14 protein-coding genes and 1 rRNA gene are annotated in these 17,375 nt (G+C 73.8%); 7 read left to right on the forward strand and 8 right to left on the reverse strand.

Translation table 11 applies throughout. From position 1 onward, the window contains the following. Positions 1-154: 154 nt before the first annotated feature. A complete protein-coding gene (locus ACIBW6_RS12750) occupies positions 155-727 on the forward strand; it encodes a GNAT family N-acetyltransferase (RefSeq protein ID WP_399059256.1) in 573 nt (190 codons plus the stop codon). A gap of 88 nt (positions 728-815) precedes the next feature. Next, complete coding sequence (locus ACIBW6_RS12755) at positions 816-2,024, forward strand: winged helix-turn-helix domain-containing protein (protein ID WP_399059257.1); 1,209 nt, start codon at positions 816-818, stop codon at positions 2,022-2,024. On the opposite strand, the gene ACIBW6_RS12760 is transcribed toward ACIBW6_RS12755, so the two are convergent. The 7 genes from ACIBW6_RS12760 to mtnA all read right to left on the reverse strand — a co-directional run bounded on the left by ACIBW6_RS12760 (position 2,021) and on the right by mtnA (position 10,959). Further along, a complete protein-coding gene (locus ACIBW6_RS12760) occupies positions 2,021-2,773 on the reverse strand; it encodes a response regulator (RefSeq protein ID WP_399059259.1) in 753 nt (250 codons plus the stop codon). The genes ACIBW6_RS12755 and ACIBW6_RS12760 overlap by 4 nt on opposite strands. Before the next feature lie 281 nt (positions 2,774-3,054). Continuing rightward, positions 3,055-3,756 (reverse strand): ribosome hibernation-promoting factor, HPF/YfiA family, encoded by a 702-nt coding sequence (gene hpf / locus ACIBW6_RS12765; protein WP_399059260.1) that lies wholly within the window; start codon positions 3,754-3,756, stop codon positions 3,055-3,057. Positions 3,757-4,093: 337 nt separating this feature from the next. Continuing rightward, positions 4,094-4,933 carry a ComF family protein gene (locus ACIBW6_RS12770; protein WP_399059261.1) on the reverse strand — a complete coding sequence of 280 codons (840 nt, stop codon included), beginning with the start codon at positions 4,931-4,933 and terminating at the stop codon, positions 4,094-4,096. A gap of 119 nt (positions 4,934-5,052) precedes the next feature. Continuing rightward, on the reverse strand, positions 5,053-6,816 hold the full coding sequence (locus ACIBW6_RS12775; protein ID WP_399059305.1) for an LpqB family beta-propeller domain-containing protein: 1,764 nt from the start codon (positions 6,814-6,816) through the stop codon (positions 5,053-5,055). A gap of 85 nt (positions 6,817-6,901) precedes the next feature. Further along, the gene (mtrB, locus tag ACIBW6_RS12780) at positions 6,902-9,076 is read right to left on the reverse strand and encodes an MtrAB system histidine kinase MtrB (RefSeq protein ID WP_399059263.1); all 2,175 of its coding nucleotides are present in this window, start codon (positions 9,074-9,076) and stop codon (positions 6,902-6,904) included. 1 nt (position 9,077) lies between these two features. Next, a complete protein-coding gene (mtrA, locus tag ACIBW6_RS12785; protein ID WP_199836122.1) occupies positions 9,078-9,767 on the reverse strand; it encodes a two-component system response regulator MtrA in 690 nt (229 codons plus the stop codon). 4 nt (positions 9,768-9,771) lie between these two features. After that, positions 9,772-10,959, reverse strand: a complete 1,188-nt coding sequence (gene mtnA / locus ACIBW6_RS12790; RefSeq protein WP_399059264.1) for an S-methyl-5-thioribose-1-phosphate isomerase — start codon at positions 10,957-10,959, stop codon at positions 9,772-9,774. Positions 10,960-11,099: 140 nt separating this feature from the next. Between mtnA and ACIBW6_RS12795 the strand changes: the two genes are divergently transcribed. From ACIBW6_RS12795 to ACIBW6_RS12815, 5 genes are all read left to right on the forward strand, one after another. Beyond that, positions 11,100-12,479: a glycerophosphoryl diester phosphodiesterase membrane domain-containing protein gene (locus ACIBW6_RS12795; protein ID WP_399059265.1), complete on the forward strand. Its 1,380-nt coding sequence runs from the start codon at positions 11,100-11,102 to the stop codon at positions 12,477-12,479. 10 nt (positions 12,480-12,489) lie between these two features. Beyond that, a complete protein-coding gene (locus ACIBW6_RS12800) occupies positions 12,490-13,176 on the forward strand; it encodes a DUF4129 domain-containing protein (RefSeq protein ID WP_399059306.1) in 687 nt (228 codons plus the stop codon). Between the two features lie 530 nt (positions 13,177-13,706). Next, on the forward strand, positions 13,707-14,852 hold the full coding sequence (locus ACIBW6_RS12805) for a DUF4350 domain-containing protein (RefSeq protein WP_399059307.1): 1,146 nt from the start codon (positions 13,707-13,709) through the stop codon (positions 14,850-14,852). Next, a complete protein-coding gene (locus tag ACIBW6_RS12810; protein WP_399059266.1) occupies positions 14,852-15,841 on the forward strand; it encodes an AAA family ATPase in 990 nt (329 codons plus the stop codon). The genes ACIBW6_RS12805 and ACIBW6_RS12810 overlap by 1 nt, the downstream gene beginning before the upstream one ends. Positions 15,842-15,863: 22 nt before the next feature. After that, positions 15,864-17,174, forward strand: coding sequence for a DUF58 domain-containing protein (locus tag ACIBW6_RS12815; protein ID WP_399059267.1), 1,311 nt, complete (start codon positions 15,864-15,866; stop codon positions 17,172-17,174). Positions 17,175-17,285: 111 nt separating this feature from the next. Here the strand turns inward: ACIBW6_RS12815 and rrf are convergent. Next, positions 17,286-17,375 (reverse strand): 5S ribosomal RNA (rrf, locus tag ACIBW6_RS12820); the annotation flags it as partial.

The raw sequence follows: 17,375 nt of genomic DNA on the forward strand, positions 1-17,375 counted from the left end.
TCGGGCGACAGCCTGAGCAACGGCCATCGTATGCGAGGACCCCACCGCGCCGGGAGGTCTGCCGTGAGGTCCAACGGACGGGGCCCTCGGAAGGTGCCGGTAAGGGACATGAAAAGTGGTGACATCCCTCCCCCGCCCCGCGCACAATCGGTCGATGGACCCCGTGACACTCACCACCGGCCGCCTGGAACTGCGCACGTTCGTGCCCGCCGACATCGACGAGGTGTGCGCGGCGGTCCAGGACCCCGAGATCCAGCGCTGGGTCCCGATCCCCTCGCCGTACGCGCGCGTGGACGCGGAGTACTTCGTGCGGCGCATGGTCACGGACGGCTGGCGCCTCGACACCGAGTACACCTTCGCCCTGCGCACCGAGGCACAGGGCCCGGTCCTCGGCGCGATCTCCCTGCACCACCCGCGCGCGGGCACCTGGGAGATCGGCTTCTGGGCCACCAAGGAGCACCGCGGCCGCGGCTACATGACGGAAGCCGTCCTCGGCCTGGCCCGCTGGGCCTTCACCGACCTCGCCTGTACGCGCCTGGAGTGGCGGGCCGAGGTGGGGAACGTGGGCTCGCGCACGGTCGCCGAGAAGGCCGGCTTCACGATCGAGGGCGTGCTGCGCTCGGGCCTGCTCAACAAGGAGGTGCTCCGCGACTGCTGGATCGGCGCCCTGCTCCCCTCCGACCTCGGTCTGCCGTGCCCCCTGCCCTACCTGCCGGCGCCCGCCTGACGTCCGCCGCACGGGCCCGCTCCCCGGGGCTCCGGCACCGCCCGCGCCGACGGCCCGGCTGTCAGTGGCCGGGCCTATCGTTTCCGGCATGACGACCTCGCCGCGTCCCGCCGCCGACCTGTCCGCAGACGAAGCCCGCCGCATCGCGCTGCGCGCCCAGGGTCTCCTCGGCGCCCCGGACCGCAGGGGCGGCGTCCGCGGGGTGCTGCGCCACCTCGGCGCGGTCCAGCTGGACACGATCTCGGTGCTCGCCCGCTCGCACGAGCTGATCCCGTACGCACGCCTGGGCGCCGTCGGCCGCAAGGACGTCGAGGCGGCGTACTGGACCGGGCGGCACGCCTTCGAGTACTGGTCGCACGCGGCCTGCGTCCTGCCCATCGAGGAGTGGCCGCACTTCGCGTTCCGCCGCCGCGCCTACCGCACCCGCCCGCACTGGCACCACGACCTGCCCACGGGGGCGTACGAGCAGGTCGTCAAGCAGCTGCGCACCGAAGGCCCGCTCACGGCCACGGAGTTGGGCGGCGCGAAGAACAAGGGCGAGTGGTGGGACTGGTCGGAGTCGAAGATCGCCGTCGAGCGCGCGCTGATGTACGGCGAGGTGGTGTGCGTGGAACGGCGCGGCTGGAAGCGGGTCTACGACCTGGCGGAGCGGGCGATCCCCGCCGGCCTGCTCCATGACGACCTGGACGACCTGGAGTGCGTGCGCCGTCTCGTGCGGCAGGCGGGCGAGGCGCTGGGGGTGGGCACCCGCGCCGACATCGCGGACTACCACCGTCTCAAGAGCGAGCAGTTCGACGCGGTGGTCGCGGACACCGGCCTGGTCCCGGTGGAGGTCCAGGGCTGGGCGAAGCCGGCCTGGGCCGATCCGGCGGCGCTGGCCTCGGTCCCGCGCGGCCGCCACCGCACCACGCTCCTGTCGCCCTTCGACTCCCTGGTCTGGGAGCGGGCGCGCACCGAGCGGATCTTCGGCTTCACCCACCGCCTGGAGGCCTACGTCCCCAAGCCGAAGCGCGTCCACGGCTACTTCGCGATGCCGGTGCTCTCCGGGGGCCGGCTGGTGGGCCGGGTCGATCCGGCCCGCGAGGGCTCCACCCTGGTCGCGCGGCAGGTCTCCCTGGACGGCCCGAAGGCGGTGCGGGGGGTCGCGGCGGCCCTGTGGGAGGCGGCGAGCTGGGTCGGCTGCGAGAGCGTACGGGTGGAGCGCATGGCGGACGCGTCCCTGCGTACGGCGCTCGTCGGCGCACTGGGCGAGACCCCGGCGCCGGGCGGCGAGAGTGGCCAGAGCGGCCAGGGCTAGCGGATCTCCAGGATCTTCTCGCGCATCGCGTAGACCACGGCCTCCATCCGGGAGTGCAGCTGCAGCTTCTCCAGGATGTTGCGCACGTGGTTCTTCACGGTGTTCTCCGAGATGAACAGCTCCTTGGCGATGTCCCGGTTGTTCATGCCGGTGGCCACGAGCTTGAGCACCTCCAGCTCCCGGTCGGTCAGCCGGGGCGCGGGCACGAGCCGGCGCTCGTCGGTGCGCTGGATCATCGACTTGAACTCGGTCAGCAGCTTCGACGCCATCGACGGGCTGATCTGCGACTGCCCGTCGGCCACCGCGCGGATCGCCGTGGCCACCTCGTCGGTGGAGATCTCCTTGAGGAGGTAGCCGGTCGCCCCCGCCTTGATCGCGTCGTAGAGGTCGGCCTCCTCGTCGCTGATCGTCAGCATGATGATCTTGGCGCTGGGCGCCACCTCCTTGATGGAGGTGCAGGCCTCGATGCCGCCTCTCTTGGGCATGCGGACGTCCATGAGGATGATGTCCGGCAGCAGGTCGGCCGCCTTGTCCACCGCCTCCGCGCCGTCCCCGGCCTCACCGACGACCTGGATGTCCTCCTCGGCCGCGAGGACGATCTCGAGGCCGCGCCGGAAGAGCGCGTGGTCGTCCACGACGAGGACCCGGATGGGTTCCTCGCGCGGGGCGCCCGCGCCCGGGCCCATGCCGGAGCCGTCGTCGGCAGTGCCGGCGCCGTCGCCCCGCATCGGTCCGAAGCTGTCCGCCATCGTTCCTCCCCCTGAAGGCCGTGGCCCGTTCTCCTGTGCCGCGCCAACCCGAGGCGCCGATACGCCGGTTGACCCGGCCCGGCCATGATTTCATGCCGCGGCCTTTGTGCGGCGACGGTGCGGTGCACCGGGGGGTCGCACAAAGGTGCCCCCGGGGCGCACGCGCGCTCCAGGGGCACCGGATGAGTGCGTTTCGGACAGCCGTGCCGGGTCAGCTCGGGCAGCCGTGCCGGGTCGACTCGGGCGGCCGCACCCGGTGAGCGAGCCGCGTCCGCGGCGGCTCAGCCGCCGATGGCGTCGCCCGCGTCGGCGTGCCGCACCTCGTCGTCGGTCACCATCGGGTCGGTGCTGAGGTGGATGACGCCGTAGTCGTAGGCGTGGCGCCGGTAGACGACACTCGGCTCCTTGGTCTCGGAGTCCACGAACAGATAGAAGTCGTGCCCGACCAGCTCCATCTCGTAGAGCGCCTGGTCGAGCGACATGGGCGCCGCCACGTGCGTCTTCTCGCGGACGACGAGGGGGCCTTCGCCCTGCACCTCGAGCGAGCCGATCCTGGTGGTCGGCACGCCGTCGTCCTGGCTCTCGTCCCGGGCGATCGTGCCGTCCCCGTTGAGCGTGGCGGCGTCCGGGACGCGCTCGGCGACCTCGGCGGCGGAGATCCGCCGGGTGCCGCGCCTGGTCGAGCGCTTGCCATGCTCCTTGCGCAGCTGCGCGTCCAGCTTGTCGGTGGCGAGGTCGAGCGCCGCGTACGGGTCGCTTGCCGCGGCTTCCGCCCGGATCACCGGGCCCCGCGTGCGCAGCGTGATCTCCACGCGGTCGCACCGGTCGGCCTGTCGGGGGTTGGGCTCCTTGGACACCTCGACGTCGAGGCTGATCACCTTGCCGTCGAGCTTCTGGATCTTGTCCAGCTTCAGCTTCTCGGCCACGTGCTTACGGAACCGCTCCGGTACCTCGGTCTTGCGGCCCTTGACGACGATGTCCACGCAGAACTCCGTTCCCGGATCGCTCCGCTCGTGAGGCGGAGCATCTCCCTTTTGCACCAGGCTCCGGCCATTTTCCGGAGCCTCGGACTCGGTGACTTCCACCTCCTCCTCCCCCGTGGGCACGCTCTCCACCCCACCGTTGCGGGTGATTGCTGCGACTCGGCGCTAACCCACGGCACGGCATTCCGATATGCGAGGTACTGGGGCTGCCTTTCTCGCCCAAGTTCCTCACATCCGAACATATCTCGCCCGGACGGATGTCGTCACCCTCTACTGGCGCGTACCTCCATTCAGATGAAATAACCCTCTCACCACCTGCAACGACGCAGATTGTCGGTCAGTTCCGGTTTATTTCGAAGGAATCCGGAGAAGCGGCGATCACCGCTCCCAGGACCAACTCCGGGCCGTTTTTCCCGGCGCCGGTCACGGAGCGTTCTCGTCCTCCCCTGACCTGCCCGCTGCCCCATTGCGAAGGCCTCAAAACCGTCGGATCACGGAGCGCGCGGCCCGCCTCCGCCAGCGAGGCACCGGTCGTCATGAGGTCGTCGACCAGCACGATCCGGCCAACTTCCGCGAGCAGCCGGTCGCTGCCGCCCACCGCCTCCAGCGCCCCGGTCATGTTGGCGAGCCGCTGCCGCGCGTCGAGGCCCGCCTGGTCCGCGACCGGGCGCCGCTGCCGCAGCACCGGCAGGACGCGGGCCCGGACGCCGCCGCGGCGCAGCTCGGCCGCCGCCGCGTAGGCGATCCGCCGCAGGGGGTCGTGCCCGCGCGCCCGGACGGCACGGGGTGCGGACGGCACCGGGACGAGCCCAACGGCTCCGGTGTCCGGCCCCTGACCCGGGCCCGGCCCGCCCGGCCCACCCGGCCCGCCCGGCCCGACGGTCACAAGTAGTCCCGCCCGCACGGCCCCGGCGAGGGCCGCGCCGAGCGGTGCCGCAAGGCCGAGCGCGCCGCGCTCCTTGTGCGCGAGCAGCACGGCCCGCACCGCGTCCCGGTACGGCGCCGCCGCATGGACGACCGGGAGTCCGGCCGGCTCCGGCCGAGGCCGCACGCGACCGGGCACGGCGCCGCACAACGCCGCCGAGCACCGCGCGCACAGCGTCGTACGCGACCTGCCGCAGCCCGCGCACTGAGCCGGCAGCACCAGGCCGGAGAGGTCCTGCCACCACCCCCGCATCCCCCCACTGTGCCGCCCCGCACCGGGCGCGACCACCCCTGTGGACAACGGCCTGTGGACAACGGCCAGCGCGGACACGATCCGCCGAGATGACGGACAGGCAGGCAGGCAGGCGAGCCCTACCCCGGATAGACCGGCGCCGTCCCGTCCTTCGCCACCGACTGCCACGCCGCCCCGGAAGGCAGCCGCACGATGCCGTCGTCCGAGTGCGCGAGCAGCGGGAGCCGCTCGTCCTCGGACGCCGAGATCTCGCTGACCCGGGTCAGGCCCGGCAGCGCCTGCCCGGTCGGCGTCGACCCGTCGCACTGCACGTACCGCATCTGCTGCAGCTCACCGGCCTCCCGGCCGACGACCACGAGCCGGCTGCCGCCCGCCCACGACACCGCCGTGACGTCCTCCATCTCCGGCGCGGCGACACGCAGGTCGGTCACCGAGAACTCGACGCCGCCCTCCCCGTCGGTCTGCCGCTCGACCCGGCCGATGCGCAGCGACGTCCTGCCCTTGTCCTGCTTCACCAGCAGCGCGATCCGCGCACCGTCGGCGGAGAGCTTCACCGTCTCGATCCGGTCCTTGTCGCCGAGCCCCTCGACGGAGACCCGCTGCATCCGGTCGCCGAGCCCCTTGCCGAAGACGAGCAGCCGCGGGTCGGCGGGGTTCCGGTCGGCCACCCACAGGTCGCCGCGCCCGTCCCAACTGGGCGTCGACAGGCCGTCCTTCACGTCCCCAGCGTGGCTGCGCACCAGCGCGTCCCCCAGCGAGGCGCTGCTGACGAAGGACGCCACGTACAGCGAACGGCCGTCGCCCGACACCCCCGCGGCCCGGTCCTGGTCGCGGGAGACCGCCACCGAACGCATCGGCTGGCCGCCCTCGCCCAGCGGCCCCGGCACCCGCTCCGGGTCCCGGTCCGCGCCGCTGCCACCGGTCATCCGCACCAGCCGCCCCTTGCCGTCCAAGAAGTACTGGTCGTCCAGGACGGGCGAGCGGCGCGGCGCCACCAGGGCGTCGGCCTCGGACTCGTTCAGCGCGCACATCAGGCGGCCGTCGGGCCGCTTCAGCTCGATCTCGTCGACGCTCGACGAGGACAGGTCCCGCAGCGAGAAGAGCAGTTGCGCCGCCATCTCCCGGCACTTGGTCGGCGTGACGTCCTCCGCCTGCCGGTTCAGCGGCACCGTCAGCTTGTTCGCGTCGTCCGGGGCCAGCGAGTCCACGCCGTCCTTCAGGCCCGCCCCGGTCGGGAACGCCGTCCGCACCGCGGGGTCCAGCCAGCGCGTCGGCCCGGCGAGGACCTCCTTGACCGTCTCGGTCAGCGGGTCCGTCCACTGCCGTACGAAGACGGGGTCGGCGACGAGCCGCTTCTGCGGGGGCTCGTCCTCGGCCACCGTGTTCACCGCGTAGTAGTACTTGTTGACGGACTGGTAGATGCGCTGGAAGTCCGACTCACCGAGCACGACGCCTGTGGGCAGGCTGTCGATGCGCCACTGGTTGCCCTTGGCGGTCTTGACCAGCGACAGGTGCAGGTTCGTGTCGTACTGGCCGGAGTCCGGCTGGTAGGCCTGCTGCTGGTCGACCGTGGCGACCTGCTGCCCCGTCAGCCGGAAGACCCGGCCCTCGTCCCCCGCGTTCTGCTGCCCCAGCGGCCGCGGGCTCGGCCCGTCGGCGAGCACCACGGTCTGCTGCCCCGGCCGCCACTCCTTCGCGGCCTTCGGCGTCAGGTACTTGCGGGCCATCGCATACGAAGGGTCGTCGCTGGTCAGCGCCTCCAGGAAGCCGTCCACGACGTTCATCGGGCTGGCTCCGTCGCGCGGCGGCAGCGCGAAGACGCGCACCTGCGAGTCCGGCCGCTGCGACGCCTCGACCGATTCGAGCCCACCGCTGTCCGGCATCGACGCACACCCGGCGAGCACGATCACCCCGCACCCGGCCAGCGCCCCCGCCCGTGTCCCGCGCCACCGTCGCGGCGCCCGCTGCTCACTCACGACCGCCGTCGCTCCCCTCGCCGCGCCCGTCCGCCTCCGCGATCCGGCGCCCGCCCACGGCCACGTCCCCGCGCCACGCACCGGAGTCGGCCCGTGCCTCGTCGATCCCGCTCCCCTGCCGCCGCGCGCCGTCCGCCGGAGCGGCCGGCCCCGGCTCCCCGTCCCTGCGCGGGCGCTCACCGGGCTGCCTGGGCACCCCGGCCGCGCCGTCCCCGCTCACGCCGCCGCGCGACACCACCCGGGCACCGCTGCCCGGCAGCGCCGTCGGATCGGCGGAGACGGCCGTCGGAGCGAGCCGGGGCGCTATCGGGCTCGCCGACCCGGCGGACGCCTGGGCCGGCACCGTCGCCAGCTTCCGGCCCGCCACCGACGGCGGCTGCGCGTCGCCCGCCTCCCGGGCCCGCCGGGAATCCTCCGGCTCCAGGGGTATCGGCGAACCGCGCAGGGGCTCGTCCGCGGTCCGCGGCAGCGTCAGCCGGAACTGCGAACCGCCGCCCGGCTCGCCCCACGCCTGCAACCAGCCACCGTGCAGCCGCGCGTCCTCCAGGGCGATCGACAGGCCCAGGCCCGTCCCGCCCGTCGTCCGCGCGCGGGCCGGGTCGGCCCGCCAGAAGCGGCTGAAGACCCGCGTCGCCTCGCCCGGCTTCAGCCCGACCCCGTAGTCGCGCACCGCGACGGCGACCGCGCCGCCCGCGGCCGCGAGCCGCACCACGACGTCCTTGCCCTCGCCGTGCTCCACCGCGTTCACCACGAGGTTGCGCAGGACGCGCTCCACGCGGCGCGCGTCCGCCTCGGCCACCACCGGCTGCTCGTCCCCGACCACGCGCACCTGCGTGCCCTTGCGCTCGGCGAGCGGCTCGGCCCCGCCGACGACGCGGCGCACGACCTCGCGCAGGTCTATCGGCTCGGCCTCCAGCGCCGCCGCTCCCGCGTCGAACCGGCTGATCTCCAGCAGGTCGGCCAGCAGCGACTCGAACCGGTCCAGCTGATCGGCGAGCAGCTCCGCGGAGCGCGCCGTCACCGGGTCGAAGTCGACCCGCGCCTCATGGATGACGTCGGCGGCCATCCGCACGGTCGTCAGCGGCGTGCGCAGCTCATGGCTGACGTCGGAGACGAACCGCCGCTGCATCCGCGACAGGTCCTCCAGCTGCTGGATCTTCAGGTGGAGGTTCTGCGCCATCTTGTTGAAGGCCTCACCGAGACGCGCGATGTCGTCCTCACCGGTCACCTTCATACGCTCCTGGAGGCGGCCCGCGGAGAGCCGCTCGGCCACCCCGGCCGCCATCCGCACCGGTGTCACCACCTGCCGCACGACGAGCCAGGCGATCGCACCGAGCAGGACGACCACGAAGAGTCCGGCCGTGGCGAGCGTGCCCTTCACCAGACCCAGGGACTTCTCCTCCTGGGTCAGCGGGAAGAGGTAGTACAGCTGGTAGGGGTGGCCCTGCGGGTCGGTGAGCCGCTTGCCGATGACGAGGCCGGGCTGCGACTCGGCGCCGCCCTTGTAGACGATGCGGGTGTACTTCTGCGAGGCGCCGGTCATCCGGTCGACCCGCGCGCGCAGGTCGTCGGGGACGCTGCGGTCCGGCTCCACGCCCCCGGAGGCGCGCGGACCGCGGCTGCCGCTGCCGGCGTCGGCGTCGCCCGGGCTCAGCGTCACCACGTCGAAGGCGCCCTTGCCGCCGCTGGACAGCTGTGTGGCGAGGTCGCTCAGCCACTTGTTGCCGCTCAGATTGGTGCGGGTGTCGTCCGAGGCGCCGCCGCGCACACCCGCGAGGGCGGAGTCCGCCCGGTCCTTGGCGGCCCGGAACCCGCCCTCGGCCTGGCTCTGCGAGGCCTTCACCTTCGCGTCCAGCAGACCGTTGCGCACCGAGCCGATCACGACGATGCCGAGCAGCAGCACCACGCCGAGCGACATCAGCAGCGTCGTGACGACCACCTTCAGCTGGATGTTGCGCCGCCACAGCCGCATCGCGGGCAGCAGCGGGCGCCGCACCCAGCGGGTGAACAGGCGCAGTACCGGGCTGCCGTTCATCCCGCCCTTGAGCAGCAGGCCCCCGTCCACGGCCCGGCGCAGCCAGGAGCCGCGCCCGGCCGGGGATCCCACAGGCCGCTCCGGACGCGACCCCGGCGTGCCGGGCGCCGGAGCGGCACTGTCCCGGGTCACGTCAGCTCGGTCCGGCCTTGTAACCGACGCCTCGGACGGTCACCACGATCTCCGGCCGCTCGGGGTCCTTCTCGACCTTCGAGCGCAGTCGCTGCACGTGCACGTTGACCAGGCGGGTGTCCGCCGCGTGCCGGTAGCCCCATACCTGCTCCAGGAGCACCTCACGCGTGAACACCTGCCACGGCTTGCGCGCGAGGGCGACCAGCAGGTCGAACTCGAGCGGCGTCAACGCGATCGACTGTCCGTCCCGCTTCACCGAGTGCCCGGCCACGTCGATAACCAGGTCACCTATGGCCAGCTGCTCGGGGGCGGGCTCCTCCGACCTCCGCAGCCGCGCCCGGATCCGGGCCACCAGCTCCTTCGGCTTGAACGGCTTCACGATGTAGTCGTCGGCACCCGACTCCAGGCCCACGACGACATCGACGGTGTCGCTCTTCGCCGTGAGCATCACGATCGGCACCCCGGACTCCGCCCTGATCAGGCGGCAGACCTCGATGCCGTCCCGGCCGGGCAGCATCAGGTCGAGGAGGACCAGATCGGGCTTGGTCTCACGGAAAGCGGCCAGCGCCTTGTCGCCGTCAGCCACGAACGACGGCTCAAAACCTTCACCACGCAGCACAATGCCGAGCATCTCGGCCAGTGCGGTGTCGTCGTCGACGACAAGGACTCGTCCCTTCATGGACCACATCATCCCATTAGCTCATCGTTACCTGGCGTGACCTGGAACACAGCTCCGCCAGACTCCCACCTGTCACGGGCGAAACGACGCCCCATTCCGTCACGATCGCCGTCACCAGCTCCGGCGGCGTCACATCGAACGCGGGGTTGTAGGCCTGCGTCCCCAGCGGCGCCACCGGAATTCCGCCTCCCGCCTCCAACCCGGCCAGCGGCGCCTGGGGCGCCGTGACCTCGGTCACTTCATGGCCGGCCCGCTGCTCCACCTCGATGGACGCGCCGTCGGGCGTCAGCGGGTCCACCGTCGTGACGGGCGCCACCACCAGGAACGGCACGTGGTGGTAGCGCGCCAGCACGGCGAGCGGATAGCTCCCCACCTTGTTCGCCACCGAACCGTCGGCGGCGATCCGGTCCGCCCCGACGAGCACGGCGTCCACCTCACCGGCGGCGAACAGCGACCCCGCCGCGTTGTCCGTGAGCAGCGTGTACGCCATCCCGTTGCGCGCGGCCTCGTACGCCGTCAGCCGCGCTCCCTGGAGCAGCGGACGCGTCTCGTCCACCCACAGCCGGCGCAGCCGCCCGGAGCGGTGCGCGGCGAGCGCCACGGCGAAGGCCGTGCCTTCCCCGCCGGAGACCAGCGCCCCGGTGTTGCAGTGCGTCAGGATCCGGTGGTTGCCGCCGGGCAGCAGCTCGTCCAGGAGCCGCAGCCCGTGCTCGGCCATCTTGACGCTGCCCGCGGCGTCCTCCTGGTGCAGGGCGCGCGCGGCGGCGAGCGCGGCCGCGGCGGCCCGCTCCCGTGCGGAGTCGGCGCCGCCCGAGCCGTTCCCGAGCGCGGCGCGGTACGCGTCGTGGGCCCGGCGCACGCCGTACCCGAGGTTGACCGCGGTGGGCCGGGCCGCGGCCAGCGCGTCCGCCGCGTCCCGTACGTCGAAGCCGCGGGCGGCGGCGAGCGCCACCCCGTACGCCCCCGCGATGCCGAGCAGCGGAGCCCCGCGCACGGACAGGGAGCGGATCGCCTGCACGAGCCCCTGCGGGTCCGTGCACACCAGCTCGACCTCCTCGGCCGGCAGCCTCGTCTGGTCGAGCAACACCAGAACCGGTCCCTCGGCCGGTTCCTCCCAGCGGATCGCCGGTATGTCGATGGTCGTGGGCTGTATGTCCTCGCTGGGCCGTATGTCCCCACCGGTTTGCGCGTACTGATCAGCCATCTGCCCAGTCTGCCCCGTGGAGGCCCGACAATTGAAGGTGTCCTGCCACTACGGGCCCAGGTCACCCGGCAGCCACCCCGTGGCACGATGGCAGCCAACCTGCCGCCGCGACCGCGGACGGGCACCTTGAAGGAGCGACGATGAACGACTCTCCGGGCTGGGCATCGCCCGGATCCGCCCCCTCCGACGGCCCCGACGACGACCGCGAGGACAGCGCGAGCGGCCCGCCCCAGGGCGCCGGCCCCAAGGACGCCCGCCCGCAGGACGCCGCGGGCCAGGGCCCCCAGTGGTCCAAGGAGCAGCCGCCGCCCGCCCAGTGGTCCGCGCCCTCCGGCCCGCCCGCCCCCGGCTCCGGGCAGGCCCCGCCCCCTCCGCCGCCACCGCCGACGCCCGGACCGGGCCAGGGCTGGGGCGGCCAGGGCTGGGGCGGCGGCCAGGGCTGGGGCGGCGGCCAGGGCTGGGGCCACCAGCCCCCTGGCGGCCCGGGTGGCTACGGCGGCTGGGGCCACGGCGGCTACGGCGGCCCGCCGCCCGCGGCCAAGCCCGGCGTCATCCCGCTGCGCCCGCTCGGCGTCGGCGAGATCCTGGACGGCGCCGTGTCCACGATGCGTACGTACTGGCGCACCGTCCTCGGCATCTCGCTCGCCGTCGCCGTGCTCACCGAGGTCCTGGTCGTCCTCCTCCAGGGCTTCGTCCTGAACGACTCCGCGACCACCGACGTCCTCGACGACCCGAACGCCAGTGCCGGCGAGGTCACCCGTGCCATGGGCGGCATCCTGGCCGGCTCCGGCGTGGTCCAGGTCGTCACGCTGCTCGGCACCATCGTCGCCACCGCGCTGCTCACCACGGTCACCAGCCGCGCCGTGCTCGGCACGTCCGTCACCGTCAAGGAGGCCTGGCGCGATGCCCGCCCGCAGCTCCTGCGGCTGCTCGGCCTGACACTGCTGCTGCCTCTGATCGCCGTCGCCGTCGTCTTCGCCGGCACGATCCCCGGCATCCTGGTCGCGCTGGCCGGCTCGTCCGACGCCGGGATCGCCCTCGCCGTCATCGGCGGCCTCGCCGGACTGATCGTCGCCATCTGGCTGATGATCCGCTTCTCGCTGGCCTCGCCCGCGCTGATGCTGGAGAAGCAGACCGTCCGCAAGGCGATGAGCCGCTCCACCAAGCTCGTCCGCGGCTCCTGGTGGCGGGTCTTCGGGATCCAGATCCTCGCGTCGATCATCGCCGGCGTCGTGGCCTCGATCATCCTGGTCCCCTTCAGCCTCATCGCCGGTGCGGTCAGCGGCGACGGCCTGAGCGGCTTCCTCGACACCGGCGGCGACGTCGGCTGGGCCTTTTTGATCATCAGCGGCATCGGCGCGGTGGTCGGCTCCACCATCACCTTCCCGATCACCGCGGGCGTGACCGTGCTGCTCTACATAGACCAGCGCATCCGCCGCGAGGCCCTCGACCTCGAACTCGCGCGCGCCGCGGGCCTGCACGGCTACGGGGACACCCCCGGCGCCACCCCGGGGAGCTGATGCGGTGAGCATGCCAGGGGGAGTGCTCACCGCCGTGACCCGGCTGACGGGCACCGGTGGCGACGCGCCACCGGTCACCGTCCCGCGCGGCCCCGCCCAGGAGGCGGCCGAGCGCGAACTGTCCAAGCCCGCGTACCACGAGCACGACCCCAGCTGGTTCGTCCGCGCCCTGAACACCTTCTGGGAGTGGGTCGGCAAACTGTTCTCCGCCGCGTCCGACGCCACACCGGGCGGCGCGCTCGGCCTCGTCGTCGTCCTCCTGGCCGTCGTCGCCGTCGCGGCCGCCCTGTGGTGGCGCCTCGGCACCCCCCACCGCTCCCCCGCCGCCCCCGCGCCCCTCTTCGACGACCGCCCGCGCAGCGCCGCCGAACACCGCGCGGCCGCCGACGCGCACGCCGCCCGGGGCCACTTCGACCGGGCCGTCCAGGAGCGGATGCGCGCCCTCGTCCGCTCCCTGGAGGAGCGCGCCCTGCTCGACCCGCGCCCCGGCCGCACCGCCGACGAGGCCGCCACGGAGGCCGCCCGGCCGCTCCCGCTGCACGCGGAGCGCCTGCACGCGGCGGCCCGCGCCTTCGACGACGTCGCGTACGGCGGCCGCAGCGCGACCCCCGAGACGTACCAGCGCCTGGCCTCCCTCGACACCGAGCTGGAGCGCACGGCGCCGTCGCTGACCGCCACCCCGGGAGCGCCCCGGTGACCGAGCCGAACACCCCGGACCCGCGCGACGGCACCCGGCCCCCGAGCACGCCCGCGCCCCAGCCACCGGCCGAGCACGGCGCCGCACACGCCCGCCACGCCGGCGACGACGGCACGCACAGCCCCGCCCCGGTGACCGAGCCGAACACCCCGGACCCGCGCGACGGCACCCGGCCCCCGGGCACGCCCGCGCCCCAGCCACCGGCCGAGCACGACGCCGCACACGCCCGCCACGCCGCCGACGACGGCACGCACAGCCCCGCCCCGGTGACCGAGCCGAACACCCCGGACCCGCGCGACGGCACCCGGCCCCCGGGCACGCCCGCGCCCCAGCCACCGGCCGAGCACGACGCCGCACACTCCCGCCACGCCGGCGACGACGGCACGCACAGCGGCGCCCCAGGCGAACCGACGAGCACCGCCACCGCGACCACCACCAGCGTCGGCGCCGGCGCCACTGCGACGCTCACGGCGCCCCCGCCCCCCGCACCGGCCCCCGAGCACACCTCCGTCACCCCGACGGCCCGCCAGATCTGGACCCGCACACGCGGTATCGCCCTGGCCCTGGCCGTCCTCCTGATCGCGGGCGTGGCCATCGCGGCGGTCCGCTCCGGCGAGAAGCACGGCACCCTCGACCCCCGCTCCGCCGACCCGTACGGCAGCCGGGCCGTCACCGCGCTCCTCGCCGACCGCGGCGTGGACACCCGCCTGGTCACCACGACCGCCGAGGCCCGGGCCGCGACCGACCGGGACACCACGCTCCTGGTCGCCGTCCCCGACCTGCTCACCCCGCACCAGCAGGAGCAACTCCAGGCCGCGACCGCCGACTCCGGCGGCCGCACGGTCCTGGTCGCCCCCGGCCCGGCCTCCGTCGACCGGCTCGCCCCCGGCGTCGACGCCGAGACCGCACCGAGCACCGACACCGTGCTCGCCCCGGACTGCACCCTGCCCGCGGCCCGCCGCGCCGGCACCGCGGCGACGGGCGGCCACCGCTACGACACGGCGCGCAGCGACGCCGACTCCTGCTATCCCGGTGACGGCGCCCCCACGCTCCTGCGCCTGCCCGCGACGACCGGCACCGGCGACACCGTGCTCCTCGGCTCCCCCGACATCCTTCTCAACGACCGCCTCGACGAGCACGGCAACGCCTCGCTCGCCCTCCAACTCCTCGGTACCCGCCCCCATCTGGTCTGGTACCTCCCCTCCCTCTCCGACGACGCCGCTGCCGGCGACGCACAGAACGACCGCGGCTTCCTCGACCTGATCCCCTCGGGCTGGCTCTGGGGCACCCTGCAACTCTTCGTCGCGGCAGCACTGGCCGCGCTGTGGCGCGCCCGCCGCCTGGGCCCCCTGGTGGCCGAACGGCTCCCCGTCGCGATCCGCGCCTCCGAGACCGTCGAAGGCCGCGCCCGCCTCTACCGCAAGGCGAACGCCCGCGACCGTGCCGCCACGGCCCTGCGTATCTCCACCCGCACCACGCTCGCCCCCCTCATCGGCGTCCCCCCGTCCCAGGCCCACACGCCCGAGACCTTCCTCCCCGCCCTGGCGCGTCAACTCCCCACGCCCGCCCAGGACCTGCCCACCCTCCTCTTCGGCCCGCCGCCGGCCACCGACGCGGCGCTCATCGCCCTCGCCGACCACCTCGACGCCCTCGAAAGAGAGGTACGGAATTCATGATGGACCCGACCACTGACAATGCCGGGCCCACGTCCGATCCCCGCAGCTCACGGGCGTCCCTGGAAGCCCTGCGCGCCGAGATCGCCAAGGCCGTGGTCGGCCAGGACCCCGCCGTCACGGGCCTGGTCGTGGCACTGCTCTGCCGCGGCCACGTCCTCCTCGAAGGCGTCCCCGGGGTGGCGAAAACCCTCCTCGTGCGCGCCCTCGCCGCCTCCCTCGAACTCGACACCAAGCGCGTCCAGTTCACTCCGGACCTGATGCCCAGCGACATCACGGGCTCCCTCGTCTACGACACCCACACCTCCCGCTTCTCCTTCCAGCCCGGCCCGGCCTTCACCAACCTCCTCCTCGCGGACGAGATCAACCGGACCCCGCCCAAGACCCAGTCCTCCCTCCTGGAGGCCATGGAGGAGCGCCAGATCACGGTCGACGGCATCGCGCGCCCGCTCCCCGAACCGTTCATGGTGGTGGCTACGCAGAACCCCGTCGAGTACGAGGGCACCTACCCCCTCCCCGAGGCGCAACTGGACCGCTTCCTCCTCAAGTTGAACGTCCCCCTGCCCACCCGCCAGGACGAGATCGACGTCCTCACCCGTCACGCCACCGGCTTCGACCCCCGCGATCTGCACGCGGCCGGGCTCCGCCCGGTGGCCACCGCCGCCGACCTGGAAGCGGCGCGGTCCGCCGTCGCGAAGATCACGGTCTCCCCAGAGATCACGGCGTACGTCGTCGATATCTGCCGCGCGACCCGCGAATCCCCTTCGCTGACCCTCGGAGTCTCCCCGCGCGGCGCCACGGCACTGCTCGCGACGGCCCGCGCCTGGGCCTGGCTGACCGGCCGCGACTACGTCATCCCCGACGACGTCAAAGCCCTCGCCCTGCCCACGCTCCGCCACCGCGTGCAGCTGCGCCCGGAGGCGGAGATGGAAGGCGTCACGCCGGACTCGGTGATCAACGCCCTCCTCACCCACGTCCCCGTCCCCCGCTGACCGGCCCGGAGACGACACCTACATGGCCCTCACCGGACGTACGGCCCTGCTCGCCGCCCTGGGCTCCCTCCCCATCGGGATCTGGGAGCCCAGCTGGACGGGCATCCTCGCCGTCAACACCCCTCTGGCCCTGGCCTGCGCCTGCGACTTCGCCCTGGCCGCGCCGGTACGCCGACTGCGCCTGACCCGCTCCGGCGACACCTCCGTACGCCTCGGCGACCCGGCCGACGTCACCCTCACGGTCACCAATCCCTCGCGCCGCCCGCTGCGCGCCCACCTCCGCGACGCCTGGCCGCCCAGCGCCTGGCAGCCCGGCACGGAACAGGATGCGTCCCGCCACCGCGTGACGGTCCCACCGGGCGAACGCCGCCGCGTCACCACCCGCCTCCTGCCCACCCGGAGGGGTGACCGCCACGCGGACCGCGTGACCGTACGCTCCTTCGGCCCCCTCGGCCTCTTCACCCGCCAGGGCACGCACGCCGTCCCGTGGACGGTCCGCGTCCTGCCGCCCTTCCACAGCCGCAAGCACCTGCCGGCCAAACTGGCGCGCCTCCGCGAACTCGACGGCCGCACCACCGTCCTGACCAGGGGCGAGGGCACGGAGTTCGACAGCCTGCGCGAGTACGTCCCCGGCGACGACACCCGCTCCATCGACTGGCGCGCGACAGCCCGCCACGCCACGGTGGCGGTCCGCACCTGGCGCCCGGAGCGCGACCGCCACATCCTGCTGGTCCTCGACACCGGCCGCACGTCGGCGGGGCGTGTCGGTGACGCGCCCCGCCTCGACGCCTCCATGGACGCGGCCCTTCTCCTGGGCGCGCTGGCCTCCCGGGCCGGTGACCGCGTCGACCTCCTCGCCCACGACCGCCGCACCCGCGCCCTGGTCCAGGGCCGCACCGCCCACCAGCTGCTGCCGGCCCTGGTCAACGCGATGGCCCCGCTCGAACCGGAGCTCGTCGAGACGGACGCCCGTGGCCTGACCGCCGCGGCCCTGCACACGGCTCCCCGCCGCTCCCTCATCGTCCTTCTCACGTCCCTGGAGGCGGCCCCGGTCGAGGAGGGACTGCTGCCGGTCCTCTCCCGCCTGACGAAGCGGCACACGGTGATCGTCGCCTCGGTGGCCGACCCCGCGGTCGAGGCGATGGCCGCGTCGCGCGGCTCGGCCGAGGCCGTCTACGACGCGGCGTCCGCGGCCCAGGCCAAGGCGGAGCGCCGTCGTACCGCGGACACGCTCATGCGGCACGGTGTCACGGTCGTCGACGCGACGCCGTCCGACCTGGCCCCCGCTCTCGCGGACGCCTACCTCACCCTCAAATCAGCCGGCCGCCTCTGAACTGTGTCCCGCGGGACCCGCTATTCCAGCGGCGGGGACCCGCTATGGCAAGTCCCCTAAACGCAGAAAACCCCCGTCCGGTAACCCGGACAGGGGTTTTCTCTACAATTAGTTCGGCGGCGTCCTACTCTCCCACAGGGTCCCCCCTGCAGTACCATCGGCGCTGTGAGGCTTAGCTTCCGGGTTCGGAATGTAACCGGG

It is taken from the genome of Streptomyces sp. NPDC049813 (assembly GCF_044465085.1).
Taxonomy (GTDB): Bacteria; Actinomycetota; Actinomycetes; order Streptomycetales; family Streptomycetaceae; genus Streptomyces.